We start from the raw sequence: 25188 nt of genomic DNA, 5'->3' as shown, positions 1-25188 counted from the left end.
CGCGACCTCCCAGGCCATAACGGCAACTTTAACTGAATTCAGATCGCCCTCCTAGGGTTTCTGATGGCCGGCCCCGTGACGTGAACGCCGCGAAGAAATTCCTGGCCGCCGGACGGGCAGCGTCGGTCCGTGGAGCCGGCCGGCGTGTGCGGACGAGCATCATGCGTGGGGCGGTCGGCCTTACGGCACCAACGCGATGCCCCCGTCGACGCGCAGATCGATTCCGTTGATGTAGCCGGCCGGCGGACTGGCGAGAAACGCGACCGCTGCCGAGATATCCGCCGCGGTGCCGAGCCTGCCCGTCGGGTTCGGGGCGTACTCCGCCACCACCAGCGGTTCCAGCTCCGTCCATTGCTCCGGCCAGCCTCGCGCGGCCGCCCCGTCCTCGAACATCTGCCGCATGCCGTCCGTGACGATGACACCGGGGCTCACGGTGTTCGCGGTGATGCCGGATCCGGCCAGATGCCGGGCCAGGCTGGTCGTCATGTTGACCACCGCCGCCTTCGCCGCCGAATACTCGACCATGTTCGGCAACGGAGTCGTCGCGGCCCGGCTGCCCACATTGACCACCCTCCCCCAGCCGCGCTCGCGCATCTGGGGCACCAGGGCCCGGATCATCCGCACCGCGGACACGACGTTCCCGTTCACCGCGTCCAGCCACAGCGTCGGCTCGGCGGTGTCCCAGTCATGCTCGGCGAAGGGGCCGGCGTTGTTGACCAATATCTCCACGCCCCACTCCCGGGCCCGCTCGGCCACCGTCTCCGCGGCAGCGTCATCAGCGAGGTCCCCCAGCACGACGTCCACCACCCCGCCAACGGCACGGAGCCGCTCCGCGACGTCGCCGACACGCGCGGGGTCGCGACCGTGCACCAGCACGGCGCACCCCTCGCCGACCAGCCGCCGGGCCACCGCGGCACCGATACCGCCGCTGCTCCCCGTCACCATCGCCCGTCGTCCCGCAAGCTCCAGGTCCATACTCCGCACGCTAGACCACGCCTGTGACAACGGCGCCGGCGAAGAGGACCGCGAGGGTGGGAGCGCTCCCAACCCGCCACTGTAACTGGCACACGACAAGCCGGGAAGGCCAACCGCCGTCTTGGTGAGGGACGTTGACGCTCCTGAAAGCGCTTGCTAATTTTCCGACTCGCATTGCCGCACCGTCACCCGTCACATCCCGTTCACCTCTGGGCTCTGACGATGGGGAATGGTCAGCAATCGCTCTCATGTGCTGTCTGTCGTCTCCACGGCAGCTCCCCCACATCAGGAGGTCTCAGCGCCATGAAGCACTCTCGGACGCTCCCTCGCACCCTCGTCGCCGCGGCGGCGGCCCTGATCGCGTCGGCGGGTCTGCTCGCCGTCCATCCGCCCGCCTCACGGGCGCAATCCGCCTCCTTCGACGCCGACGACTTGTTCGTGTCGCCGAAGGGCAGTGCCGACGCCCCCGGGACGGAGTCCTCTCCGACCACGCTCGCCTCGGCGATCACCCGTATCACCCCGGGCGGCACGATCTACGTACGCGGCGGGGCCTACAACCTCTCGCAGACGGTCACCATCGCACCGGGCAACAACGGCACGTCGAGCGCCCGCAAGGAGCTGGCCGCCTACCCCGGCGAGACCCCGGTGCTGAACTTCTCGGCCATGAGCGAGGATTCGGCGAACCGCGGGCTCGCCCTCAACGGGTCGTTCTGGCGCGTCTCCGGCATCACCGTCGAACGCGCCGGTGACAACGGAATCTTCGTCGGTGGCAGCAACAACGTCATCGAGCGCACGGTGACCCGCTTCAACCGTGACACCGGGCTCCAGATCTCCCGCATCGCCTCCAGCACCCCGCAGAACCAGTGGCCGTCGAACAACCTCGTCGTGAGCTCGGAGTCGCATGACAACGCCGACTCCGACGGCGAGGACGCCGATGGATTCGCCGCGAAGCTCACGGTCGGCTCCGGGAACGTGTTCCGCTACGACGTGTCCCACAACAACATCGACGACGGCTGGGACCTCTACACCAAGAAGGACACCGGCCCCATCGGCCCGGTGACCATCGAGGACTCCCTCGCCTACGGCAACGGCACCCTCTCGGACGGCACCCAGAACTCCAACGGCGACCGCAACGGCTACAAGCTCGGCGGCTCGGACATCGCCGTCGACCACGTCATCCGGCGGAGCATCGCCTACCACAACGGCAAGCACGGCTTCACCTACAACAGCAACCCCGGCCATATGTCGGTGTCGGGCAACGTCGGCATCGACAACGGGCAGCGCAACTTCTCGTTCGACGGCGGCACTTCGGTGTTCCGGGACAACGCCTCGTGCCGCGCCGGCAGCAGCGGGACGAAGGACCGCATCATCGGTGACGCCGACGGTTCGAACCAGTTCTGGTCCGGGACGAACGGATCCCGGTGCTCGTCCTACGCCGGCGCGCTGAAGTGGTCCTTCGCCGCGGACGGCAGCCTCCGCGTGAGCTTCGGCGGCCAGGCCCCAGGGCGTTCCTGATGACTCTTGGACACCGCCCCCTTCCCGTCGGCAGCGGTCGTCCGCGTTCAGCGCGTCACAGCGGACCTTGGCCATCGCGAAGTTGAGTGTCTGTCATATTTTGCCGTCGGAGCCCTTGTGAGAGGTACCCACCTTCATTACTTTCCAGTAAGTGGCGCCCGACGACGACAGACCCCCACCCCCGATGGAGTGACCATGGCTCCCGAGCACCGTGGCTCCACCCGAATGCTGCTCTCCCTTGCCGCCGCCGTGGCGCTGGCCGTGACCGGTTCCACGGCGGCCAGCGCCTCCGCACAGCCGAAGTCGGCCGGCCTGCGGGAGGTGATGTTCGTGGGCAACAACTGGGACGGCACCGCCGACGTCATCAAATCCACCGGCGACTTGGCCAGGATCGGCCGGATCAACGTCATACCGGACAAGGACCAGCGGCTCACCGAGATCTACCTCAACCCCATCAAGCTCGCCTTCTTCCTGGGGATCCGGCTGGGGCCGGGTGAAGGACACGACCAGTTCGTGGACGACATGTACTCGACCCCTGACGGCTCGGCCATCGTCGTCTCCCGGCCCAGCTTCGCCGATGTGGTCTCGATCGACGTGGCGACGGGCAAGGTCAACTGGCGCTTCCCCGTGTCGGGGTTCCGCGCGGACCACATGGCCGTGTCCCCCGACGGCAAACGCGTCGCGGTGTCGGCTTCGACGTCGAACACGGTGCATGTCCTCGACATCGTGACGGGGAAGCAGCTCGGTTCGTTCTCCGCCGGTGACAAGCCCCATGAGAACGTCTTCACCGACGGCGGCAAGTATCTCTGGAACATGTCGATCGGCGAGGTCAACACCGACCTGGATGATCCGTCGATGGACTGGACGAAGGGCGACCGGCACATCACCGTGGTCGACGCGACCACATATCGGCAGGTCAAGGTCATCGACATGCGCGAACGGCTCGACGCCTTCGGCCGCAAGGACCTGTCCGACGCCGTCCGGCCCGTCGCCTTCACCCCCGACGAGTCCAAGCTCTACTTCCAGGTCTCCTTCTTCAACGGGTTCCTGGAGTACGACGTGGCCAAGGACAAGATCACCCGCGCGAAGACCCTCCCGAAGAACCCTGAGACCAGCGAGGACCGCACCACCTGGGTCAACGACTCCCGCCACCACGGCCTGTCGATGAGCCCCGACGGCAAGAAGCTGTGCGTGGCCGGAACGATGGACGACTACGCGACCGTCGTGGACCGGGAATCGCTCCAGGAGGGCCCCCTGGTGCCGACCTCGAAGCCGTACTGGGCGACGGTGAGCGGCGACGGCACCGCGTGCGTCGTCTCCGAGAGCGGTGCCGACCGGGTCACCGCGATCGACTTCGCGACGGGCGAGAAGACCGCGTCCGTGTCGGTGGGCGACCACCCGCAGCGGGTGCGCATCGGCCATGTGGCCGCCGACTGGACGGGACCGTCGGGCTCGTAGCCGACGCGGACTCGGCGATCGACGGCGACGCGGAAGGCTAGCGGGAGCGGTCCTCGACGCGAACCACGGACGCGACCCTCAGGTCTGCTCCTGCCCCGCATCGGAGGTGTCCGGAACGCCGACGGCAGAGGTGCCGGGATCGGCGGACTGCTCGGCCAGTGTGGCGGCCCAGGTGGCCGACCAGTCGACGAGGGGGCTGAGCGCGGTGCGAGCCTCCCGTCCCAGCGCGGTGAGGGCGTAGTGGCCATCTGGGGTTTGGTGCACCAGACGTGCCTCGATCAGCTCGACGAGGCGTTGACGCAGCACGCTGGAGGACATGTTGCCGCAGCGTCCCCGGAGAGCGCGGAAACCCAGGCTGCCTTCGTGCAGCTCCCACACCACTCGCAGGCTCCATCGCCGGCCGAACAGATCGAGCGCGGCCATGAGAGGGCGTCCGGTGGTCGAGCCACGCACCGGCCGTCCTGGTGTCGGTGCAACCATCGCGGTCCTCCTGCCCTCCCGTAGATCCACAGCCCCTGGTGTTTCGGTTTCCGAAACATTAACATCGCCCGGTGATTCGGAAACCGAACCGCTCCAATGTGTGGAGGGCAGCATGACAGCATTCACCACACCTCTGTGTCGGCAGTTGGGGATCGAGGTGCCGGTGGTGCAGGCGCCCATCGGGTCTGCGGTCACGACGGACCTGGTGGCCGCGGTGGCGGACGCCGGCGGCCTCGGCACCCTTGCTCTGACGTGGGTGACCGCGGAAGAGGCGGTGCGCCGGATCCGGGAGGTTCGGCGGTCGACGCCGAGGCCCTTCGCCGTGAACTTGGTGCTGGACTTCCCCGTCGACGAACTTCTGGACGCCTGCCTGGCGGAGAGCGTGCCGGTCATCTCGACGTTCTGGGGCGATCCCTCGGCCGTCGCCGGACGTGTGCACTCGGCCGGCGCCGTTCACCTCCACACCGTCGGTTCCGTCGCCGAGGCCGAAGCCGCCGTTGCCGCGGGTGTCGATGTGATCGTGGCCCAGGGGTGTGAGGCAGGCGGCCATGTGCGCGGCGAGACCACCACGATGGCGCTCGTGCCCGCGGTCGTGGACGCTGTGTACCCGGTGCACGTCATCGCGGCGGGCGGCATCGCCGACGGGCGCGGGCTCGCGGCCGTACTGGCTCTCGGGGCCCAGGCGGGATGGCTGGGCACCCGATTCCTGACGGCATGCGAGGCCGCCACGCACGAGGTCTACCGCCAAGCCGTCATCCGGGCGGCGCCGCAGGAAGCCGTGCACACCCGGTGCTTCGACGGAGGCTGGCCAGGCGCACCGCATCGTGCGCTGCGCAACTCCACGCTCAGCGCCTGGGAGGCCGCGGACCGTCCCGCCGCGCCGCATCGCCCCGGAGAAGGCACCGTGGTGGCCCGCGGCGCCGACGGACGGGCTTGGCCGCGCTACGCGGACATGGTGCCCGTGCCCGGCATGTCGGGCGACCTGGAGGCTCTCGCCCTCTACGCGGGCCAGACCGCCGGGCTCGTCCACGACGTCGTCCCGGCGGGCCGCATCGTGGCCGACATCGCCGCTCGAGCCGCGGCCCTGATGCGGACGCCGACACCCTGACGCTGTGTACGGCATCCGCACGGCCCCCGTGCACGGGAGTACTCCGGACTCAGACGACGCCCTGGGCGGTCATGGCCTCGGCGACACGGAGGAAGCCCGCGGCGTTGGCGCCGAGCACGTAGTCGTCGGCGTCACCGCCGTAGGTCTCCGCGGTGGCGCGGCACTGCGCGTGCACCTGCCGCATGATGGTGGCGAGCTGGTCCTCGGTGCGTTCGAAGCTCCAGCTCTCGCGGGACGCGTTCTGCCGCATCTCGAGTGCGGAGGTCGCCACCCCGCCCGCGTTGGCGGCCTTGCCCGGACCGAACAAGATCCGCGCGTCGCGGAAGATCTCGACCGCCTCGGGTGTGCACGGCATGTTCGCGCCCTCGGCCACGGCCAGCACACCGTTCTTCGTCAGCGCGGTGGCGTCCTGCTGGTGCAGCTCGTTCTGGGTCGCGCAGGGCAGTGCGACCTCGCATGGCACGTCGAACACCGACCCCCGGGCGGAGAACCGGGCGGTCGTCTTCACCTCGGCGTAGGCGGAGATCCGCTCGCGGCGCACCTCCTTGATCTCCTTGAGCAGCTCCAGGTCGATGCCGTCCTCGTCGACCAGATAACCGGAGGAGTCGGAGCAGGCCACCACCCGTCCACCGAGGGCGTGGACCTTCTCGATGGCGTAGATGGCCACATTGCCCGATCCGGAGACCACGGCCCGCCGTCCGTCGAAGTCCTGGCCGCGCGTGGCGAGCATCTCCTGGGCGAAGAACACCGCGCCGTAGCCGGTGGCCTCGGTACGGGCGTGCGATCCGCCCCAGCCGACCGGCTTCCCGGTCAGCACGCCGGACTCATGGCGGTTGGTGATCCGCTTGTACTGGCCGAAGAGGTAGCCGATCTCACGGCCGCCGACTCCGATGTCCCCGGCGGGCACATCCGTGTGCTCGCCCAGATGACGGTACAGCTCCGTCATGAACGCCTGGCAGAAGCGCATGACCTCGCCGTCCGAGCGGCCCTTGGGATCGAAGTCCGAGCCGCCCTTGCCACCGCCGATCGCCATGCCGGTCAGCGCGTTCTTGAAGATCTGCTCGAAACCCAGGAACTTGACGATGCCGAGGTTGACACTGGGGTGGAACCGCAGGCCGCCCTTGTACGGGCCGAGTGCACTGTTGAACTCCACCCGGAAGCCTCGGTTGACCTGTACCGTCCCCTGATCGTCCACCCACGGGACCCGGAACATCAGCTGCCGTTCGGGCTCGCAGAGCCGTTCCACGATCCTGGCGTGCAGATACTCCGGGTGGGCCTGGAGCACGGGTCCTATGGCCTGGAGGACCTCGTGTGCCGCCTGGTGGAACTCCGTTTCCGCGGGATCCCGGCGGTGGAGATTGCCGTAGACGGCCTCGAGGTAGGCACTGACGTCCATGTGCGCTGTTCTCTCCGTTCGCATGCGTGCCGGCCGGGCGCCGGCACGAGCCGTGCTTCAGGCGCGGGAAGTGCGCCGACAGCGTACTTCAGCCGGTGTCGCCGTTCAGTGGGGAAGAGACCAGACCTGACTCCTCCGGCGCGCCGTGCCGGGCCGCCGACCACCCGATCAGGGCTCCGCGCAGTGCGCCCATGAGGCGGGTGGCGGCCTCGTCCTCGGTTCGTCCGCTCTTGATGAGGTCGAGGATGTCCCGCGGGTCGAACAGCGCGTTCCACAGATACAGGGCCTCGTCGCCCAGGTCTCCGAGGCCGAGCTCCTCCGCGGTCTGCCGCAGTGGTTCGGTGAGCGCCTCGGCCTGCGGGGTGAGGTAGCCGGTGCCCTCGCGAAGCCGTTCGAGGTAGCCGCGGTGCGAGCGCATCTGCGCCATCGCGCCGCCGTGTTCGAGGACCAGGGACACCCAGTACCGCGACACCGCGTCGAGCTTGCACATGCCCCGGGTCGTCTGGGCGGCGCTGAAGTCCCGAAGTTCGGAGCCCACTTGGGCGCGGAAGGCGTGCAGGACCTCCTCCACGGAGGAGAAGTGGCGGTAGGCGGTCGCGGTGGACACCTCGGCGTGCTTGGCGATCTCCGCGAGGCTGACCGGGGTGGGCGAGTTCTCGAAGAGCCGTGCCGCCGCCCTGATGAGGTGCCTGCGGTTGCGCTCGGTGTCACTGCGCATGGGACGACTCCTCCTCGTGTCCGGAACGGCGTTCATCGCAGGGCGGCGAGGCCGTCGGCCAGCCTGCGGACACCCTCGATGATGGACCGCGGGCCGGCCGCGTACGACAGGCGCAGATGCCCCTCGCCCCGGGCCCCGAACTCGCTTCCGGGACGGACGGCGACACCGTGCGCGCGCAGGGCCGCCACGACATCGGCGGAGGGCAGGTCGAGGTCGTACCGCGGGAACTGGTAGAAGGCACCCTCGGGCACGCTGAGGGTGAGACCGGGGATCGAGGCCAGTTCCCCGCGCATGATCTCGCGGCGTTCCTCGTAGGCGGCGCGCATCCGGACGACGTCATCCGCACAGTTTTCCACCGCGACGAGCGCGGCGTCCTGGACAAAGGTGTTCACGGACCCGTTGAAGGTGTTGTGGACGCGTGCGGCCGCCTGGATGAGGGGCGAAGGACCCCAGAGGTAGCCCACCCGCCAGCCGGTCATCGCGTAACTCTTGGAGAAGGTCTGGCAGTAGACGGTCCGCTCGCGCAGCCCGTCGACGGAGACCGCGGACGTGAAGGGCCGCCCGGTGTAATCCAGGTCGGAGTACGCCTCGTCGGAGACGACGATCGTGGAGGTGCCGTCGAGCAGCTCGGCGAGCGCGGAGAGTTCCTCGCGGCCGTGGACGATCCCGGTCGGGTTCACGGGGTTGCAGAAGACGAAGAGCCTGGCGTCGTCAAGGGCGTCGGCGAGCCGGTCGAGATCCCAGTGCAGGTCCGGGCCGAGCGGGACGGGGTCGAGGACACCCCCGGCCATGGCGACGAGGTCGGCGTAGAGGGAGTAGGTGGGGTCGGGGACGACCACCTTGTCGCCGGGGTTGACGAGGGAGAGGATCGAGGCGGCGAGGCCGGCGGTCCCGCCCTGGGTGATCAGGATGTCGGCGGCGGAGACGGGCGCTCCGGCGGTGGCGGCGAGCTTCCCGGCCAGCGCTTCCCGCAGGGCCGGTTCGCCGAGCAGGGGCGAGTAGTGGGTCCGCCCGGCGCGCAGCGAGGCGTGGGCCGCCTCGGTCACCAACGGGGGCGTGTCGAAGTCGGGTTCGCCCATGGCGAGGGAGACGAGGTCGGCCCGGGACTGCGGCTGCTGTGTCCGGCGGGACGCGGCCGCGATCCGGGCTACGGCGTCGGCGGTGGCGAACCGGGGCGGCTGCGTGGTGACGGTGGGCGGCATGCGCTCCTCCTGGTGGCGGGTGGTCAGGCCGGCGGTGCGGCGTCGGCGGGCGCTCCGGCCCAGCGGCTGATCTCGAGGTCGTCGGAGGTGTCGCGCTGCCGGGTGGGGGCCACGACGATCTCCTGGAGGACGACGCGCTGGGGAAGGGTGACGGCGAGGCGGATGGCCTCGGCCACGTCTTCCGGCCGCACCATGGTGGCGCGCTCCTCCGGCTCCGGAGGCCGGGCGCGGTTGTCGAGGATGGGGGTGTCCGCCTCCCCGGGCAGCACGGTGATCGCTCGCAGCCCCTGGTTGCGGAAGGTGTTGTGCAGGAAGGTCATGAAGTTGCGGGCCCCGGCCTTGGCCGCGCCGTAGGCGGCGCCGCCCAGCAGGTTGGGGTTGACGGCGGCGAGCGAGGAGACGGTGACGATCGTCCCGGTGCCACGGCCGAGCATGTCGGGCAGGACGGCCTGGGTGAGCTGGAAGACCGCGGTGAGGTTCACCTCGAGGACCTGGCGCCACTCGTCGTGCGGGAGCCACTGCGGGTTGAGCACCGACGAGGCGCTCCCCGCGTTGTTGACGAGGATGTCGATCGGGCCGAGCTCGGCATGGACCCGCTCGACGACGCGGGTGACGTCCTCGGCGCGGGTGACGTCCGCCGCGAGGGGAAGGGCGGTGCCGCCCTCGGCGCGGATCGTGTCCGCGACGGTGTCGAGGACCCGCTGCCTGCGGCCGAGCAGCACGACCGTGGCGCCGTCGCGGGCCAGCAGCCGGGCGGTCTCGAGGCCCATCCCGCTGCCCGCTCCCGTGATGAGCGCGATCCTGCCGGCCGACGCTGTCACCGCTCCTCCTCCATGATTCATTTGCGACTCCCATTTCAAGTGAGAATATCTTCTCATTTAGTCCGCGACAAGGGTTCCATGAAACCGAGGGCGCCGAACGCCTCGGCGGCGGCCCGCCCGAGGGCCCTGACCTCCGCCGCGCGCCGCGCGAACTGCCGCAGCGAGCACTCCCGGTCGATCCAGCGGAACCGCAGTTCCCGGCCGGGGCCGGCCTGCCCGAGCATCGGCAGGGAGGCGCGGGCGGCGACGCCGACGATCGGATAGCCCGCCGTCAGGCTCCGATAGCGGCCGAGCACGATCAGCTCGTCCGCGTGCGGGATCTGTAGCGCCCCGATGGGCACCCCGTGCGAGACGATCTCGGCGTCGGTGTCCGGGTGCAGTACGGGGCCGTCGAGCCGGAGCCCGACGTGGTTGGAGCGAGGGGTGACGACATACGCCGACTCCTCGACCACTTCGCGGATGCCGGGGATCGCGTGGCCGCCGTGACCGGCGACGACGTCGATGACCCAGGGGCCGTCGTCGAAGCGGGGCACGGGGACAGGGAGCCGGAACAGCGGCGGATCGAAGTGACGGCGGCCGAATCCGCCGAACCCCGTCTCCAGCAGTACCCGCGAGCCCGGGGCAAGGGTCTGCCCGAATCCCATCCGGGCGTCCGGGGCCGCGCTGCCCAGCAGCGTCCGCGCGGTCATTGCGCCGTTCACGGCCAGATAGACGCGGGCTCCCCGGTTCATGTCGCCGCGGACCCGTATCTCGTGCCCGGCGGGAACGACCAGCGGCGACCAGCCCTCGACGGGCCCGCCCGCGACGGTGATCCGGGCGGGAGCGCCGGTCACGGCGGCCAGGACGTCCTCGTCGGGCACGAGCGCCAGCTCGCCTCCGAGACTCTCGATCAGGGTCGCGCCCGGAGCGTTGCCCACCAGGAGGTTCGCGACCGTTGCCGAGTGCTGGTCGGCGGCGCCACCGGTGGGCACCCCACGGCGTTCGGTGTCGCGTCGGCCGAGGTCCTGGAACGTGGTGCTCCAGCCGGTGCCGGTGATCTCGAGTGCCACGGTCTTCATACGCCCTCCCCCGTCGGCCGCGGGAAACCGGCGTTCAGCGCCTCGGCTTCGTCCCGTGTGACGGGCACGAAGCGCACGATGTCACCCGTCCCGAACGCGGCGGGTTCCGGGCGGGAGATGTCGACGATGGTGTGCGGGGTGCGGCCGACGACCCGCCAGCCGGTCGGTCCCGGGAACGGCTGGATGATCGCGTTGGTACCGGCGACCATGACGGCTCCGGGGGCGACGTCGGTCCGTGGCTCGGCACGGCGGCGCACCGGCCCGGGTACCTTCAGACCGTCCATCATCGGGGCCATCGCCGCGCCGAGGAGGGCGACGGTGAAGGTGGACTCCGCGATCGCCTCGACGACCTCGGAAGGCGAGAGTCCCAGTTCTTCTGCGACGGAGACCAGGTCGGGACCGTTGTCGTGGTCGAAGACGACGGGGATCGCGAAGGTCCGCACGGCTCGCCCGCCGTCCACGGGGCCCGACGGGGACGGCGCCCACCGCGCCACCAGACGAGCCGCGTACTCCACGTGCTGGGGTGCGGTCCGCAGCGGATCGAACTCGATGAGCAGGGATTCGAGACCGGATACGACGTCGAGCACACCGTGCGGGCGGTGTGCCAGGAACCGGTCGCGGAAGGCGACGATCGCGGCTCTGCGGATGGACTGGTCGGCGTGGGGGATGGTCACCATCACCGCCGAGTCCCCGAAGGGTTCGACGGTGACGGCGCCGTACTGTGCTGTGGTCATCTCCTGGTGCGCCCGGCGTCAGCCCGCGAGCGCGGCCTCCGCCTTCTGTGCCTTCTCCGCCAGGACGTCCCGCAGTCCGGTGACCCGTATGTCGGCGGCGTCGAGCGCCGCCCGCACGGCGGTGCCGTTCTCCAGCACGGTCGGGTGGTCACCGTGCAGGAGCAGGACATCCGCGTCATGACCGAGGGGGACCACATTGCCGTTGACCGAGCGGACGGTGCCCTCCTGGACGACCTGGGCGGAGCGCCGACCGATGAGTTCGGGATCGTAGATCAGGCCGCCCTCGTGCGAGCGGGGCACCGGCATGCCGTCGTCGCCGTAACCGCGGTCAGCCAGGAAGACATAGCCGACCTCGAGGCCGCGCTTGCGGGACTCCTCGGCGAGCAGGCCGCGCTGGCAGATGACGATGTAGTCGGTGTTGTACGCCGCGATCGCGTCGGTGATGGCCCGGGCGTGCTTGGCGTCGGTCTGGGCGATGGAGCCCATCCGGCCGTGCGGGGCCACATGGCTGATGGTGCCGCCGTGCACCCGGGCGAACGCGTCGAGCGCGCCGAGCTGGTAGAGGACGTCCGTGCGGATCTCCGCCTCGGTGGCCTCGATGAGCCGGCGGCCGAAGCCGACGAGGTCCGGGTAGCCGGGGTGGGCGCCCAGCTCGATGCCCCGCTCGACACAGTCGGCGACGGTGCGGTCCATGATGCGCGGGTCACCGGCGTGGAAGCCGCACGCGATGTTCGAGGAGGTGACGAGGGTGAGCAGGGCGGCGTCGTCGCCGATCGTGTAGTTGCCGAAGCTCTCGCCGAGGTCGGCGACGACGGCCACGGAGTTGTTTCCCATGAGGTGTCTCCTGAGGTAGGGGCGGGCGCCGAGTGGGATGCCGCCGGGTGGCTCAGTGGCCGGCGAGGGGCCGGCCCTTGGTCTCGCGTACGAAGGCGACGGTGGCCAAGGTGATCAGAGCGGTGAGGATGGAGGCGAAGGCGGGGATCATGTTGGAGCCGGTCGATTCGATCAGCTCGGTCATCACCAGGGGGGCGCTGCCGCCGAAGATGATGGTCGAGACGGAGAACCCGATGCTGTAGGCGGAGTAGCGCACGCTGGTCGGGAACATCTCGGCAAGCACGGTGTGCACGACGGCGGCGTGCCCGGAGAAGGCGATCGCCAGCACGATGGTGCCGATGCAGGCAAGCCCGAACTCGCCCGTGGTGAGCAGCCGGAACATGGGGTACGAGACGGCGGCCATGGCCACGGCCGAGCCTGCGAGGACGGGTTTGCGGCCGATCCGGTCCGACAGACGGGCCATCAGCGGGATGCATACGGCGATGGCGATCAGGCTGAAGGCCGTGACCGTGAGAGCGCGCAGCATGGAGAAGTTGTGCTGGCCGAGCGATGTCTTCAGGTACGTCGGCATGTAGACGAAGAGCAGGTAGTAGCCGGGGCCGTTGAGCGCGGGGAGGAAGATGGTCAGCCCGATCGCCTTCAGGTGGCGCGGTGAACTCAAGGCTTCCCGCAGCGGGTTGCGCGCGACCGTCCGCTGTTCGCGCAGCGCCTCGAAATGAGGGGTCTCCTCCAGCCGGCGGCGGATGTAGAAGCCGATGTACCCGAGCGGGACGGCCAGGAGGAACGGCAGACGCCAGCCCCATGAGGTCATCGAGTCGTCGCCGAGCGCGGTGATGAGGATGGCGGAGAAGGCACTGCCGAACATCAGGGCAATGAACGAGCCCACGGCGATGAAACTCATCATGTAGTTGCGGCGCGCGTCGGGGGCGTACTCCCCGACGAAGGACATCGCGCCGGCCACCTCGCCACCTGCCGAGAAGCCCTGGAGCACCCGCAGCAGGACCAGGAGGACGGGCGCCGCGACGCCGATGACCGAGTGGGAGGGGATCAGTCCGATCGCCGCGGTCGCCGTACTGATGAGGACCAGCAGGGCGGCCAGGAGGGACTTCCGGCCGATTCTGTCACCGAGGTATCCGCAGATGACACTGCCGAACGGACGGGCGGCAAAGCTGATCAGAAAGCCGACGTTGGTGAGGAGGAGGCCGCCGGCCTCGGCCTCCCCCATGATGTCGATCGCGAGATAGGTGACGAGCAGGCCGTAGATGCCGTAGTCGTACCACTCGACGAAGGACCCGATCGCGCCCGCGAAGGTGGCCCTGCGCACCACCTTGTCATCGGCGGAGACGACGTCGGCAGCTGCGGTATCGAACTGGCCCGGCACCGCCTCGCGGCGGGCTGATGTGGTGTCAAGCCGATCTGACGCTGTCATACGCGTTCACTTTCGGTGTCGCGGACTCCGGGAAGGGTGTCCTGAAGAAGGATCGTGAGCTGAGCCTGGTAGCCGCCAGCAGCCGCGGTGTTGCCGAGGCGCGCCCCTGCGCTGTGGTCCGGCGGTGACGGCGGTGACGGCGCCTCGGGAGAGTTGGGTGGCTTCTGGATGTTCAGGAACCCGTCCGTCCAGGGCTCGCGGTGGTCCGTGCCGGACCGCTCGTCGCGACGGTTCCAAGGTGCGACTCGAATCGCGAATGAGAATAGATTCGCATTCTTGGGGCGGTCAAGGGTCCGCATTGCCCCCACGTTAACCTTTCGCTTCCATCACACTTCCGTCCCGAATTGTCGGAGTTGCCCGGCCGATCGAGGCCGCCTCCGGTAGCGCACTCCCCCACGCCGACCCTTGCCCCGCGGCGCGGACCGATGCAGACTGACACCCACTGAAACGCGAAAGCTTTCGCATTTTCTGTGCCGTATGGCACCGTCGCCGGCGCGCCTCATCCCTCGCGCCGGACACCATCCGAAGGAGCCCGCGATGACTCAGGACAACGTGCGCGTAGCGCCCCCGTGGGAACGCGTCGACGGTCAGCTGCTGGACCGGTTCCGCGCCCACTCCGTGGCCAACCTCGGCGACGCGCTCGACCGGCTGAACATCGTGGACGGCGGCATCGCACCTGTCTGGCAGGGCGCCAAGGCCGTCGGAACCGCCCTTCCGGTCCTGACCGTCGCCGGGGACAACAAAGCGGTGATCGCGGCGCTCGAGCACATACGCCACGGCGACATCCTCGTCATCAACGCCTTCGGCCACGACGGCCGCGCCGTCATCGGGGACAACCTCGCCCAGCGCTTCGCCGCGTACGGGGCCGTCGGCGCGGTCGTCGACGGCTACGTACGCGACGCCGCGATCATCGAGGAACTCGGCGTCCCCGTCTTCGCCCGGGGGCTCACCCCCGCCGGCCCGTTCAAGAACGGGCCCGGTGCCATCGGCGAACCAGTCGCCATCGGCGGCGTCGTGGTGAACCCCGGAGACATCGTCGCGGCCGACGGCGACGGCGTCATCGTCATCCCGCCGCACCGGGCCCAGGAAGCGCTGACGTCGGTGCGGGAGATCGTCGCCCGCGAGGCCGCACTGGACGCCGAGGTCGACGCGCTGCGGAACGCGGGCGTCCGATGACCGGCGGGAACCAGGCGGGAGACCGCCTCAACCAGGCGGGAGGCCGCCTCCGGGTCGCGGTCGCCGCCCCGCTGTCCGAGGAGAACCGCGCCCGCGTCAGGGAGCTGGAGCCGCGGATCGACCTCGTCGTCGACCACGATCTGCTGCCCCCGATGCGCTGGCCCGCCGACTTCGCGGGGGATCCGGCCTGGCGGCGCGGGCCCGCGCGGCAGCGCGCCTACGAGGAGGCCATCGACTCCGCCGACGCCCTGTACGGCATCCCCGACGTGGACCCGGCCGCCCTGGCGCGAGCCGTCCGGGCCAATCCGGGCCTGCGCTGGGTGCACACCATGGCCGCGGGCGGGGGCAGCCAGGTCAAGGCCGCCGGGCTGCGTCCCGACGAACTCGACCGTGTCCTCTTCACCACCTCGGCCGGGGTCCACGGACGCCCGCTCGCGGAGTTCGCCGTCTTCGGCGTGCTCGCGGGAGCCAAGGACCTGCCCCGCCTCGGCCGCCAGCAGCGTGACCGGGAGTGGAGCGGCCGCTGGACGATGGGGCAGGTCAGCCGCCAGACCGTGCTCGTCCTCGGCCTCGGCGGGATCGGCCGGGCCGTCGCCGAAGCACTCCGGGCACTGGGCGCGACGGTCATCGGCACGAGCCGGAGAGACGTCGCCGTCCCCGGTGTCTCCGCCGTGGTCCACCCCGACCGCATCGCCGAGGTGGCACCGGCCGTGGACGCCGTCGTGAACACGCTCCCCGGCACCGAGGCGACCGAGCACCTCCTCGGCGAGCGGTTCTTCGCCGCCCTGCGGCCCGGGGCCTGCCTCGTCAACGTCGGCCGCGGCAGCGTCGTCGACGAGGCCGCCCTGGCCCGGGCCCTCGACTCCGGCCGGGTCGGCTTCGCCGCGCTGGACGTGTTCGAGACGGAGCCTCTGCCGGCCGACAGTCCCCTGTGGGACCACGAGCGGGTGCTGGTGAGCCCGCACACCGCCGCGCTCGACGCGGCGGAGGACCGTCTCATCGCCGAACTCTTCGCCGCCAACGCCACCCGGCTGCTCGACGGACACGAGCTGATCAACCGTGTCAACACCGTCGAGTTCTACTGACCGGGAGGCCGTCCCGCGCCCGGCCTCCCCAGGACCCGGACGGCCTCCCCCGGACCCGGACCCCCGGCTCAGTCCGGCAGTCCCCACGGCTTCGCGTCGCCGACGGCCGGTACGTCGCGCGGACGCAGATCCGGGTGGCTGCCGCGCGGGGTGACCACGGCCGTCTCGTCCCGGCCGAGCGGGATCTCGATACGGCCGGGTCCCGTCTCCCGGTACCGCAGCCGACGGCCGTGCTCGTCCCGTACGTCGATGGCGCCGGCGATGCCGTGCTGGAGCACCAGCGGCGCACCCGCCTCGCTGTGCACCCGCACCCACCGGGTCCTGCCGCCGGCGCGGTCCGCGTCGACGAGGAACGCGCCCTGGGCGCGCAGGGCCTGGAACGAGACATCGGGCCAGCGCCGTGAGACGGAGGGGAAGACCCGCACGACGCCGCCATGGCTCTGCATCCCCATGTCGAGGATCGACTGGGCCGTGGTCAGCGGGCTTTCGATGCCCAGGTTGGTGTCCTCCGCGTACATGGTGTTCGCGGTCATGTAGCAGTCCATGTAGGACTCGTCGAAGAGGTTCCCGGTGAAGGCGGTGAGGAAGTCGAGGGCGTCCTCGGGCCGTTCCATCCGCGAGGCCATGGAGGAGGCCGCCGCGTAGCTGTATCCCGCCCAGAGGCTGCGGTCCTCGGTCCAGTGGTCGAACGTGGTGCGCATGATGTCCCGGTCGGCCGGCCGGTCCCAGGTGAGCTCGTGCAGCGGGTACAGCCACAGCATGTGGGAGAAGTGGCGGTGGGAGTCGGCGAGTGGAACGCTGGCGCCGATCAGGACGCCGTCCGCGCCGCGCGGGTAGTCGACCAGACGCCGCAGGATCTCCCGCCAGCGCCCGGCGCGCGGGTTGTCGGTGCGGAGGATGCGCAGGCAGTCGAGGAGCGTGGCGCAGCCCCAGCGGAGCAGGGAGAGGTCATAGGTGCAGTCCACCGCGTCCGCGTACTCCGGGGACCGGGTGAGCGGCAGATGCAGCTTGCCGTCACCGCCCTCGTAGAGGAAGTGGTCGTAGAAGTTCACCGCCTTGACCAGGATCGGGTAGAGGACGTCGCGCACGATGCGGATGTCCATGGTGTGGCGGTAGCTGAGCCAGACATTGTGCATGGCCCAGATGAGATTGCCGTTGTTGTCGGTCTTGGTGGAGGTGCCGGGGACGCCGACGGTGTGGGCGCCGGGGCGCAGCGTCCAGTCGGAAGGGTGGGACAGGGCGTAGATCTCTTCGTTCGGGATCTCGGGCGGGAGGGACAGCGGCAGGTTCTTCTCGAAGTTCTTGAAGGTGGAGGTGACGGAGTCGAGTTCGAGGTGGTTGGAGCCCTGGATCAGCCAGGTGGCGATCTGGACGTTGAGGTTCCACCAGACCGCGGTCCAGCTGCCGCCGGTCTCCGGGTACCACGGCCCCCATTCGGACATCGAGGGCCCGTCGGCGCGGGTGGCGCAGGCGGCCTTGTAGAGCTGGATCCAGTAGAAGTGCTGAAGGCGCTTGTCGGGTACGGAGAGCAGGCTGCGCTGGTAGTAGCGGTGCCACCAGGCGCGGTGCTCGCGCACCAGGTCGTCCGGGTCCTCGGCCAGGGTACGCGCCACCTCGGCCACGGCGCGTTCGGTGGTCTTCGAGAGATCGCCGGGGTGGCGGTAGACGATATGCGCGGCGAGCAGTCTGCCGGTGCCGACTCGACGTTCCCGCCAGGCGGTGGTCCAGCCGCCACCGGCGATCAACGGCTGTTCGACGTAGTGGGTGTCGCCCGTGGAGCCGGTGCGGGGGTCGGGGTTGCCGGTGTAGTCGGCGGGCTTACCCTTCGTCCGGGGCGAGGTGGCGGACATCCATGTGAACGACCAGGCCGCGCTCTCCTCCCCCGCGCTGGGGTGGGTGGAGATCAGCAGCGCGGTGCGGGCGTTGTGCACCAGCATGGTGAAGCGGACGCTGCCCCGGGTGGTGGTGACGGTGCCGCGCAGCTCGGCGTCCCACAGGTCGAGGGTCCAGTCGATCCCCGTCACCTCGCCTGCCAGCGTGAGGTCGAAGTGGCCTATGGGCAGCCGTGAGTAGCCGTACGTGGCGGCCCACTGGGGCCGCTGGTCCTGTACCTGATTGTGGCTGACCATCACCTTCACGGAGTTGGCCGTGGCGCCCCGGTAGACGTTCACCCCGAGCAGACCGTTGGCCAGGAAGGGGCCGTCCTTCCAGTCGCCGGGCATCCGCCGCCAGCGCGGCGCCGCGGCCCTGGCCAGCCGTTCGGCCAGGCTCCCCGACCCGCCGGGCCCCCGGGGCGCGGCCCAGGCGGTACCGGACCCGGTCAGCGACCCTCCGGCACCGAGCGCGACCGCCGAGCCGGCTACGGCCGCCGAGCCGATCACTCCTCTTCGAGAGATCCCGTTCCCTGTTGTCGGGGTCACGTATGTGCCTCCCATATCCGGTGGTGAACTACCCGGCATGGTGCAGGCCGATGAGGTTCAGGGGAAGACCTCCGACGTATCAGAATTCAGAAGAGGCCATATCCGCAGGTGAGTTGAGGCCGCTCAGCGACATCGAGGCGATGGAGGACGCCAACCAACCGATGTATGGCCGCGACTCACCCCCGTGAGCCGGCGAACGGGTGGGGCAGACCGCACCCGGTTCGGTGTCAGGGGCCTACATGAAGGTGGGAGGCCCAGAGGTCCGGCCTGTCGGGGTGGGCACGACGGAGTTCCGCGGTGGCCGTGTGCAGGGCTTGGGCGGCGTGGTCGGGGCCATGGGCCGCGATGATGGTGTAGAAGTGGTCGGCGATGTCGGCCGCCGCCAGGTCGTCGATGCGCCAGTGGGTGCCGATGACATGGCGGAAGCCCGCCAGGTGGAAGGCGGCGGTGATGTGCAGGGCTTCGTCGGCGCCGAGGAAGAGGACATCGCTGGTGGCGCAGGCTGACAGGTAGGCGAGGTCGGCGTCCAGGCCGAACGGCAGATCTCTCGGGGTGAGTGGCTGGTCATGGAGGAACAGGCGGCTGCGGGTGGGTTCACGGGTGTCGGCTTGCGCATGGCAGGCGAAATGGATGATCCGGGTGCTGGGCAGGGCCGTCAGGACGGCGTCGCGGGTGGCTTGCTCGTTGTGCAGGACCGTGGCCGAGAGCAGCCGGGAGAGGCTGTTCGCCTCGGACGCGGCACCCGGCAGTGAAGCCTGGCCGGGAGTTCTGCTCATGGCCACCACGAGGGCCTTGCCCGGGGAGGCGGGGCGCCGGCGCTCGGCGGGCAGGGACCGGACGGTGGGCAGATACGAGGACACCGCTCTGTCCATGACACCGTCGTGGCCGTCGCCCGCAGCGTGCAGGGGGAAGAGCGACATCACCCCCACCGGGCACCACCAGAGGCGGGACCCCTGCCACCCCGCGGCCTTCAGCGCCTCCAGTACGGGGCGGGCGACCGTGTACCAGAGCCAGGCGAGGACGTCGAGGACGTCCTCCCAGGCGCCGGAGGCAAGAGCCATCTTGAGAGCTTTGTGCCGGGCCCTGGCCTTGTGGAGCCTGAGGCCGGGCAGGGCGACGGGGTGGACACCCGACGGAGTGACGAGCAACGCCAGACCGCCGGTCTCGATCGCGCTGACCGTGACGATCGGGCCACGGGTGGCGTTACGGCACAGGTGGCGGGCGGTGGTGGCCCGAGTGCCGCGCCATCCCGGCGTCGGCGCGGTGTCGGCGAGGATGCCGCGCGCCTTCTCCAGGAGTTCCAGGGCCCGATCAGGGCGGTTGGCCGCGACGGCGGCGTCGGCTGCCTTCGCGCCCAGGCCGGCGTGGACGGACAGCATGAACTCACGGTCCTCGTGGTGGGGGCTGCTCAGGCCGACCTCGGGCAGCAGCTCGACGGCTGCCTCGAAGGCCGACAGCCTCTCCTCGGGATTCACCGTGGAAAGCGACGCCAGCTCAGTCTGCTCCAGACTGATCCGCATCCGGTATCTGGCCGAGAGAGCGGGGAGGGCGCGCGCCTCGGCGAGCGCCGCCCTGGCGCGGTCGAGATCGGTGGTGTCGCCGGTGCCGCCGAAGCGCAGCCGGCGGGCGCCGCTGAGATCGAGCAGGATGCCCGCCCGCTGTTGGGCGGGGGCGAGCTCCAAGGCGCGTTCGCCCGCGGCGATGGACTCGTCGAGGTCGGTGGTGTCCCGTGTCAGTTCGTACCGGTACCCGAGGGCGGCGGCGAGCAGCGCAACCGGCAGGTAGCGGTCGGGTGCGTCGTTGACGGCTTCCCGGAACCGGTCGATCGCCTCGGGCAGGGCATCTCGCTCACCGCGCAGGGCGAAGCGCGTCATGTGGACTCTGCCGAGCCCGCACAGGAAATTCGGGCGGCGACGCGCGTCGGTCGCGGCCACGAGGTCAAGCGCGGCGCGGCCGTTGTCGACCGCGCTGTCCAGGTCCCCGAGCGAGCCCATCCGTCGGTACCAGTGCATCTGGGCCTGGCTGAGTGAGTACAGGGCGTCCGCCCGGGAGAAGTCGTCATCTTCGGGGAGTTTGCGCAGTACGCGTTTCCTCAGGGCGAGGACTGTGAAGAGGTGCTCGCTGTCCTCCGTGCGCTCGTACTGGGCGAATGCGATGTCGGACTGGAGAGCGGTGATCTGGAGCTCACGGGTCAGGCACAGGGTGGCCTCGAGGATCGCTGCCGCGGCCCGGTCGAGGTCGTCGCCGGAGTGTGTCGTGTGGTAGCGCGCGAAGTACAGCGAGGCGATCTGCCACTTGATGAGCGGGTAGTCCTGGTGGTTCCGCTGGACCAGCTCCTCAGCCTGCTCGGCCCGGGCGATCGCCTCGGTCACGATGCCGGGGTCCCGGGCGGTGGCGGACCAGAGGCTGAGGGCGCGCGACAGGACCAGCAGCCGGGTCGGCAGCTGCGGGCCGGGGAACTCGACCGAATCCTGAAGGAAGCCAATGGCGCGGCGCAGGTCCGCGGTGTCCGGGTCGCGCAGGAACCGCTGATAGAGCTTCTCGCCGAAGGAGAAGAGGAGGGAGCATCCGATGGCGTCGCGCGCCGAGGTATGGGCGTATGCGGCCAGTTCCTCCGCGCACCGGAGCGCCGCCTCGTGATCCTCCGCGTTCCCCGTCGCCTCATAGCGTTCTTCCAGCGCCAGGAGGAGCTCATGACAGGTGGCGAGGCGGTCCCGGTGGCCCTGCGGGACAAGGCCCGCGCGTGCCGCGGCGACGGCCTGGTCGAGGTGGGCGGTGTCGCCGCGCCGGGCGGCCAGCAGCCGCAGCGACCTCCGCAGGGCCCGCTCCCGCTCCTCGCGCTGCGGATGGCCGTCCTCGGTGGCCATGACGATGCGTTGCCAGGCGAACGCCGCACGCTCGGCACGTGCGGGATCGGGTGAGCTGCGGGCGTTCTCACGCAGCCGTTCCGCCTCGCAGACGCCGTAGTCGGCGAGGAAGGGGAGCATGTCGGGCGGCAGGGCCATGTCCTCGTACAGCAGACAGGGCATGAGCGCCTGGATGGCCATGAGCATGTCGGTTCGCTCATGCGCCGCGAGATAGCGGTAGAAGGAGAAGACGCCCAGTACCCGGGACGATTCGGTGTCCTCGTCGTCCCAATCCCGCCGGGCGTCCGAGAAGGGCTTTGCCATCTCGTCCGCGAGGGTGAGCCCGACGTCGCCGGTCTCGGTCACCCGATTGACACAGGCGGTGAGTTCCTGTAGTACGCGAGGGTCCATCAGTTCGTCTCCGGTGACGTCCGGTCACCCGCTCACGGCGCGCTGACGGCGGGTGAGGTCCACGAACGTGTGGGCTCCGAGAAGGAACGCCGGTACCAGCGTTACCACGAGGAGCGGGTGAGGTATACGGATCAACAGGGCGATCGCCCCCAGACTCAGGCTCAGCGCCGAGGTGACCGAGCGCCGCAGGACGAGCGGCAGGAGGCACAGCAGGAGGCAGGCGGCGCCCCCGATACGTACCGGCCATCCATGCCAGATGCCGGGCGCCGACACCGATACCGGGATGGCGAGCAGGACGGCCATGCCGAGCCAGGCGTCGCGGCGGATCGCGCGGTCGAGAAAGGTGGCCCTGACCAGCCAGGCGAGTTCCCCCACAATGCCGGCCGCACAGACGGCGAGGACCGTCCAGCGGCCGCCGGTCAGCTGCCCTCGTGGCACGCAGATGACGAGCAGCCCGGCGAGCAGCGCGATGATCCCCGCGTGGTAGAAGCCGCGTGCCATGTTCGCCCAGCGCTGGGCCTGCCGCAGATGGCTCTCCTGCATACCGATCAGGAACGGGCTGGGAGTCCCGTCGGTCTCCTCGCCCGGGAACCACTCCCGAAGGTCGCCCGGGGTGCACATATAGCGTCGTGCCCATGCCGTCGCCTGAATGGTTGCGATCTGCAGCAGACCGGACAGGACGAACAGAGCCAGGGCGGCGTTCGGCCATCGGCTGACACCCGCGGGGCCCGGGGCCGACTGAAGCGCCACCACCGCGAGCGTGAAGCTCCCCCCGGCGAGCAGCGGGGCGGCGAACCCGCCGACCGCCTGGATGCTGTCCAGGTAGCCCATCGGGACGGGTGGCCGCCAGCTCATGTGCCGGTCGCTCTCGGGCACTCCGCGGTGTGATCGCCGTCGACCCCGCCGCAGGAGCAGGAGTAGCCGCGCCCGGCGATGCCCCGGACCTCGGAGACCGCGCGCTCGAAGGTGATCCGGGGCGACGGCAGGGCCAGCACGCCCGCCACCGCCGAGCCGAGGGCGATCAGGTCTGCCGTCTCCGGCACCACGATCAGCATGCGGAGGTCGCCCGGCCCGACCGGCATCACCGCGACGAGGTCCGCGCCGAACCGCGCGAGAGCGGTACCGACCAGCTCCCTGTCGGGCGGTTCGGTCTGCTGCCACGTCCCGCGCAACCGTACTATCAATTCTTCCCGCACCGGGCCATCATGCCCGTGCCATGCCCCGGGGATTCACGGAACCGAGGACAGAGCCTCGTTCAGCCGGACGGCCCGCCGGACACTCCACGCCCGCGTCATGTGTTGTCCAGGCCCTGTCAATTCGGCCTACGGGATGGCTCTCTAGGTTCAGGGCCGTGTGACCCCGCCGTCGGCCGGCGGCGGGGTACGGTCACGGCACTCCTTGGAGCCAGAGTGAAACGTCGCACCCTCCTGCGCGCCGCCGTCATCGGCGGCTCCTCGGCAGCTTTCGGCGGAACCCTGTGGCGCGGCGCCGCGTACGCCGCACCGGCACAGCCGGGCGCCGGCCCGTACGGGGCGCTCGGTTCGCCGGACGCCAACGGCGTACGGCTTCCGGCCGGGTTCACCAGCCGGGTGATCGCCCGTTCGCGGCAGACGGTCGCCGGCACCTCGTACACCTGGCACGACGCCCCGGACGGCGGGGCCTGTTACGCCGACGGCAGCGGCTGGATCTACGTCTCCAACTCGGAGATCAACCCGTCGGGCGGGGCGAGCGCGGTGGCGTTCTCCTCGGCCGGGGCGGTCACGGGCGCGTACCGCGTCCTCTCCGGTACCCGGCAGAACTGCGCCGGAGGCAAGACCCCGTGGAACACCTGGCTGTCCTGTGAGGAGGTCGACCGGGGCTATGTGTACGAGACCGATCCGTGGGGCGTGAAGACCGCAGTGCGGCGCGACGCGATGGGCCGCTTCAAGCACGAGGCGGCGGCGGCCGATCCCGTCCGCCGGACCGTCTATATGACCGAGGACGTCACGGACGGGTGCTTCTACCGTTTCACGCCGACGACGTGGGGTGACCTGTCCTCCGGCAAGCTGGAGGTCATGGTCGCCGGTTCCGGCACCAGCGGCCCCGTCACCTGGGCGACCGTGCCGGACCCGACCGGCGCCACCGCCACCCGCAACCAGGTGTCCGGGGCCAAGCGGTTCAACGGTGGCGAAGGGTGCTACTACGCGAACGAGACCTGCTGGTTCACCACCAAGGGCGACAACCGGGTGTGGCAGTACGACGCGGCCGCCCAGACGATCGAACTGGCCTATGACGATTCGCTGGTGACCGGCGGCACGGCCCCGCTGACCGGCGTGGACAACGTGACCGGGGCGTCCTCCGGCGATCTGTACGTGGCCGAGGACGGCGGGAACATGGAGATCTGCGTCATCACCCCGGACGACGTGGTGGCCCCGTTCCTGCGCGTCGATGGCCAGTCGGGCTCGGAGATCACCGGCCCGGCGTTCTCACCGGACGGCAGGCGGCTGTACTTCTCCAGCCAGCGCGGCACCAGCGGCAGCTCGTCGGGCGGCATCACCTACGAGGTGACGGGGCCGTTCCGCGGCTGACGGCCCGCGGTGCACCGGAGCCGGGGCCGCCGCCGGTCGAGGGCCCGGCGGCGGATCCGGCCCACTCCGCTCATCGAGCGGACGCTGCCCCATCGCCCGTCACTGTGCGTCGGTCACCGTGACCGGGTCGTCGTTCCTGAGCTCTTGCACAAGCTGTTTGACCTTGGCCTTGTCCCACTGGAGGTTGCCGCCGACGCTGCCGGAGATCGGCATGTTGATCGACTTGCCGTCGCTGCCGGTGACGTCCCGCATGGCGAAGAACATCTTGGCCAGGTAGTAGGGGTTCATGTCCTTGTCGACGATGAGGGTGTCGAGTCCGGCGCCCATGGTGGGGTAGAGCTTGAAGGGGTTCAGGAGCGTGCCGGGCGTCGCGGTCTGGTCGGCCAGCGCGGAGAGGAACTTCTGCTGGTTCTTGGTGCGCTCCAGGTCGCTGGTGGCGAACGCGTGCCGGGTGCGGACGAACGCGAGTGCCTGCCGGCCGTTCAGCGTCTGCTCGCCCGCCTCGAAGTCGGCGCCGGACCACTTGTCCTTGAAGCCCTTGTCGAGGTTCATGTCGACGCCGCCGATGGAGTCCACGATGTTGGCGAAGCCGGAGAACCCGACCTCCGCGTAGTGGTCGATGTGCAGGCCGGTGTTGTACTCGACGGTGCGGACCAGCAGCTGTGGGCCGTCGATGGAGTACGTGGCGTTCAGCTTGTTGTCGCCCAGCGGGCCCTTGAGGCGTCCGGACTCGGAGCCGCGGAACTTCGGGATGGTCACGTTCGAGTCGCGCGGCAGCGATATGAGTGTCGGGCCGGACGCGCCGTCGTGCAGGATCATCATCGAGTCCGTGCGCTTGCCGTCGGCGGAGCCCGTGTGCAGGTCCTTCTTCTGCTGGTCGGACATGCCCTCGCGGCTGTCGGATCCCACGATCAGATAGTTGGTGCCCCGTTATGTTTTTCGCGGTCCCGCAAGG

20 protein-coding genes and 1 pseudogene are annotated in these 25188 nt (G+C 70.0%); 6 read left to right on the top strand and 15 right to left on the bottom strand.

Features of this window, described 5'->3' with window-relative positions:
• Window positions 1-180: 180 nt before the first annotated feature.
• Complete coding sequence (locus IEJ02_RS42440) at window positions 181-975, bottom strand: SDR family NAD(P)-dependent oxidoreductase (RefSeq protein WP_191069661.1); 795 nt, start codon at window positions 973-975, stop codon at window positions 181-183.
• Window positions 976-1278: 303 nt separating this feature from the next.
• On the opposite strand from IEJ02_RS42440, the gene IEJ02_RS42435 reads away from it, so the two are divergent.
• Window positions 1279-2490, top strand: coding sequence for a right-handed parallel beta-helix repeat-containing protein (locus tag IEJ02_RS42435; RefSeq protein ID WP_191069660.1), 1212 nt, complete (start codon window positions 1279-1281; stop codon window positions 2488-2490).
• Between the two features lie 195 nt (window positions 2491-2685).
• Window positions 2686-3948, top strand: coding sequence for an outer membrane protein assembly factor BamB family protein (locus IEJ02_RS42430; RefSeq protein WP_191069659.1), 1263 nt, complete (start codon window positions 2686-2688; stop codon window positions 3946-3948).
• Between the two features lie 78 nt (window positions 3949-4026).
• Here the strand turns inward: IEJ02_RS42430 and IEJ02_RS42425 are convergent, their stop codons facing one another.
• Window positions 4027-4371: a winged helix-turn-helix transcriptional regulator gene (locus IEJ02_RS42425; RefSeq protein WP_370467224.1), complete on the bottom strand. Its 345-nt coding sequence runs from the start codon at window positions 4369-4371 to the stop codon at window positions 4027-4029.
• Between the two features lie 169 nt (window positions 4372-4540).
• Between IEJ02_RS42425 and IEJ02_RS42420 the strand changes: the two genes are divergently transcribed.
• Window positions 4541-5536, top strand: coding sequence for an NAD(P)H-dependent flavin oxidoreductase (locus IEJ02_RS42420; protein WP_191069657.1), 996 nt, complete (start codon window positions 4541-4543; stop codon window positions 5534-5536).
• Between the two features lie 49 nt (window positions 5537-5585).
• Here IEJ02_RS42420 and gdhA read toward each other — a convergent pair whose 3' ends face one another.
• The 8 genes from gdhA to IEJ02_RS42380 all read right to left on the bottom strand — a co-directional run bounded on the left by gdhA (window position 5586) and on the right by IEJ02_RS42380 (window position 13728).
• Window positions 5586-6932 carry an NADP-specific glutamate dehydrogenase gene (gene gdhA, locus IEJ02_RS42415; RefSeq protein ID WP_191069656.1) on the bottom strand — a complete coding sequence of 449 codons (1347 nt, stop codon included), beginning with the start codon at window positions 6930-6932 and terminating at the stop codon, window positions 5586-5588.
• 88 nt (window positions 6933-7020) lie between these two features.
• Window positions 7021-7650: a TetR/AcrR family transcriptional regulator gene (locus tag IEJ02_RS42410; RefSeq protein ID WP_191069655.1), complete on the bottom strand. Its 630-nt coding sequence runs from the start codon at window positions 7648-7650 to the stop codon at window positions 7021-7023.
• Window positions 7651-7682: 32 nt separating this feature from the next.
• Window positions 7683-8852 carry a pyridoxal phosphate-dependent aminotransferase gene (locus tag IEJ02_RS42405; protein ID WP_191069654.1) on the bottom strand — a complete coding sequence of 390 codons (1170 nt, stop codon included), beginning with the start codon at window positions 8850-8852 and terminating at the stop codon, window positions 7683-7685.
• A 23-nt stretch (window positions 8853-8875) separates the two neighbouring features.
• Complete coding sequence (locus IEJ02_RS42400) at window positions 8876-9673, bottom strand: SDR family oxidoreductase (protein ID WP_191069653.1); 798 nt, start codon at window positions 9671-9673, stop codon at window positions 8876-8878.
• Window positions 9674-9726: 53 nt separating this feature from the next.
• The gene (locus tag IEJ02_RS42395) at window positions 9727-10731 is read right to left on the bottom strand and encodes a 5-oxoprolinase subunit C family protein (protein ID WP_191069652.1); all 1005 of its coding nucleotides are present in this window, start codon (window positions 10729-10731) and stop codon (window positions 9727-9729) included.
• Window positions 10728-11465 (bottom strand): 5-oxoprolinase subunit B family protein, encoded by a 738-nt coding sequence (locus IEJ02_RS42390; protein WP_191069651.1) that lies wholly within the window; start codon window positions 11463-11465, stop codon window positions 10728-10730. The genes IEJ02_RS42395 and IEJ02_RS42390 overlap by 4 nt, the downstream gene beginning before the upstream one ends.
• Before the next feature lie 18 nt (window positions 11466-11483).
• Complete coding sequence (locus tag IEJ02_RS42385; protein WP_164427315.1) at window positions 11484-12299, bottom strand: 5-oxoprolinase subunit PxpA; 816 nt, start codon at window positions 12297-12299, stop codon at window positions 11484-11486.
• A gap of 52 nt (window positions 12300-12351) precedes the next feature.
• Entirely contained in the window at window positions 12352-13728 is a 1377-nt protein-coding gene (locus IEJ02_RS42380; protein ID WP_191069650.1) for an MFS transporter, read from the bottom strand.
• 537 nt (window positions 13729-14265) lie between these two features.
• On the opposite strand from IEJ02_RS42380, the gene IEJ02_RS42375 reads away from it, so the two are divergent.
• Together IEJ02_RS42375 and IEJ02_RS42370 are read left to right on the top strand one after the other, a co-directional pair.
• On the top strand, window positions 14266-14904 hold the full coding sequence (locus tag IEJ02_RS42375; RefSeq protein WP_164427319.1) for an RraA family protein: 639 nt from the start codon (window positions 14266-14268) through the stop codon (window positions 14902-14904).
• Window positions 14901-15989, top strand: coding sequence for a D-2-hydroxyacid dehydrogenase (locus tag IEJ02_RS42370; protein WP_191069649.1), 1089 nt, complete (start codon window positions 14901-14903; stop codon window positions 15987-15989). Before IEJ02_RS42375 ends, IEJ02_RS42370 begins: the two co-directional genes overlap by 4 nt.
• A gap of 68 nt (window positions 15990-16057) precedes the next feature.
• Here the strand turns inward: IEJ02_RS42370 and IEJ02_RS42365 are convergent, their stop codons facing one another.
• From IEJ02_RS42365 to IEJ02_RS42350, 4 genes are all read right to left on the bottom strand, one after another.
• Window positions 16058-18409: a glycosyl hydrolase family 95 catalytic domain-containing protein gene (locus IEJ02_RS42365; RefSeq protein WP_369075663.1), complete on the bottom strand. Its 2352-nt coding sequence runs from the start codon at window positions 18407-18409 to the stop codon at window positions 16058-16060.
• Between the two features lie 227 nt (window positions 18410-18636).
• Window positions 18637-21666, bottom strand: a complete 3030-nt coding sequence (locus IEJ02_RS42360; protein WP_191069647.1) for a CHAT domain-containing protein — start codon at window positions 21664-21666, stop codon at window positions 18637-18639.
• Between the two features lie 24 nt (window positions 21667-21690).
• Window positions 21691-22521 carry a hypothetical protein gene (locus IEJ02_RS42355; RefSeq protein WP_191069646.1) on the bottom strand — a complete coding sequence of 277 codons (831 nt, stop codon included), beginning with the start codon at window positions 22519-22521 and terminating at the stop codon, window positions 21691-21693.
• Window positions 22518-22862 (bottom strand): hypothetical protein, encoded by a 345-nt coding sequence (locus IEJ02_RS42350; protein WP_191069645.1) that lies wholly within the window; start codon window positions 22860-22862, stop codon window positions 22518-22520. Before IEJ02_RS42350 ends, IEJ02_RS42355 begins: the two co-directional genes overlap by 4 nt.
• A 213-nt stretch (window positions 22863-23075) precedes the next feature.
• Between IEJ02_RS42350 and IEJ02_RS42345 the strand changes: the two genes are divergently transcribed.
• Window positions 23076-24233 (top strand): alkaline phosphatase PhoX, encoded by a 1158-nt coding sequence (locus IEJ02_RS42345; protein WP_191069644.1) that lies wholly within the window; start codon window positions 23076-23078, stop codon window positions 24231-24233.
• 99 nt (window positions 24234-24332) lie between these two features.
• Here IEJ02_RS42345 and IEJ02_RS42340 read toward each other — a convergent pair.
• Window positions 24333-25160, bottom strand: a pseudogene (locus IEJ02_RS42340) (LCP family protein); the annotation flags it as partial.
• Window positions 25161-25188: the final 28 nt, after the last annotated feature.

The sequence above is a fragment of the Streptomyces sp. 5-10 genome (genome assembly GCF_014712245.1).
Lineage (GTDB): Bacteria > Actinomycetota > Actinomycetes > Streptomycetales > Streptomycetaceae > Streptomyces > Streptomyces violaceusniger.
This window is presented reverse-complemented; position numbering and strand designations above follow the sequence as displayed.

What these genes read in the sequence shown, in the direction of transcription:
- IEJ02_RS42440 (WP_191069661.1), bottom strand. Translation starts at nt 975, where the DNA reads ATGGACCTGGAGCTTGCGGGACGACGGGCGATGGTGACGGGGAGCAGC.
- IEJ02_RS42435 (WP_191069660.1), top strand. Translation starts at nt 1,279, where the DNA reads ATGAAGCACTCTCGGACGCTCCCTCGCACCCTCGTCGCCGCGGCGGCG.
- IEJ02_RS42430 (WP_191069659.1), top strand. Translation starts at nt 2,686, where the DNA reads ATGGCTCCCGAGCACCGTGGCTCCACCCGAATGCTGCTCTCCCTTGCC.
- IEJ02_RS42425 (WP_370467224.1), bottom strand. Translation starts at nt 4,371, where the DNA reads ATGGCCGCGCTCGATCTGTTCGGCCGGCGATGGAGCCTGCGAGTGGTG.
- IEJ02_RS42420 (WP_191069657.1), top strand. Translation starts at nt 4,541, where the DNA reads ATGACAGCATTCACCACACCTCTGTGTCGGCAGTTGGGGATCGAGGTG.
- gdhA (WP_191069656.1), bottom strand. Translation starts at nt 6,932, where the DNA reads ATGGACGTCAGTGCCTACCTCGAGGCCGTCTACGGCAATCTCCACCGC.
- IEJ02_RS42410 (WP_191069655.1), bottom strand. Translation starts at nt 7,650, where the DNA reads ATGCGCAGTGACACCGAGCGCAACCGCAGGCACCTCATCAGGGCGGCG.
- IEJ02_RS42405 (WP_191069654.1), bottom strand. Translation starts at nt 8,852, where the DNA reads ATGCCGCCCACCGTCACCACGCAGCCGCCCCGGTTCGCCACCGCCGAC.
- IEJ02_RS42395 (WP_191069652.1), bottom strand. Translation starts at nt 10,731, where the DNA reads ATGAAGACCGTGGCACTCGAGATCACCGGCACCGGCTGGAGCACCACG.
- IEJ02_RS42390 (WP_191069651.1), bottom strand. Translation starts at nt 11,465, where the DNA reads ATGACCACAGCACAGTACGGCGCCGTCACCGTCGAACCCTTCGGGGAC.
- IEJ02_RS42385 (WP_164427315.1), bottom strand. Translation starts at nt 12,299, where the DNA reads ATGGGAAACAACTCCGTGGCCGTCGTCGCCGACCTCGGCGAGAGCTTC.
- IEJ02_RS42380 (WP_191069650.1), bottom strand. Translation starts at nt 13,728, where the DNA reads ATGACAGCGTCAGATCGGCTTGACACCACATCAGCCCGCCGCGAGGCG.
- IEJ02_RS42375 (WP_164427319.1), top strand. Translation starts at nt 14,266, where the DNA reads ATGACTCAGGACAACGTGCGCGTAGCGCCCCCGTGGGAACGCGTCGAC.
- IEJ02_RS42370 (WP_191069649.1), top strand. Translation starts at nt 14,901, where the DNA reads ATGACCGGCGGGAACCAGGCGGGAGACCGCCTCAACCAGGCGGGAGGC.
- IEJ02_RS42360 (WP_191069647.1), bottom strand. Translation starts at nt 21,666, where the DNA reads ATGGACCCTCGCGTACTACAGGAACTCACCGCCTGTGTCAATCGGGTG.
- IEJ02_RS42355 (WP_191069646.1), bottom strand. Translation starts at nt 22,521, where the DNA reads ATGAGCTGGCGGCCACCCGTCCCGATGGGCTACCTGGACAGCATCCAG.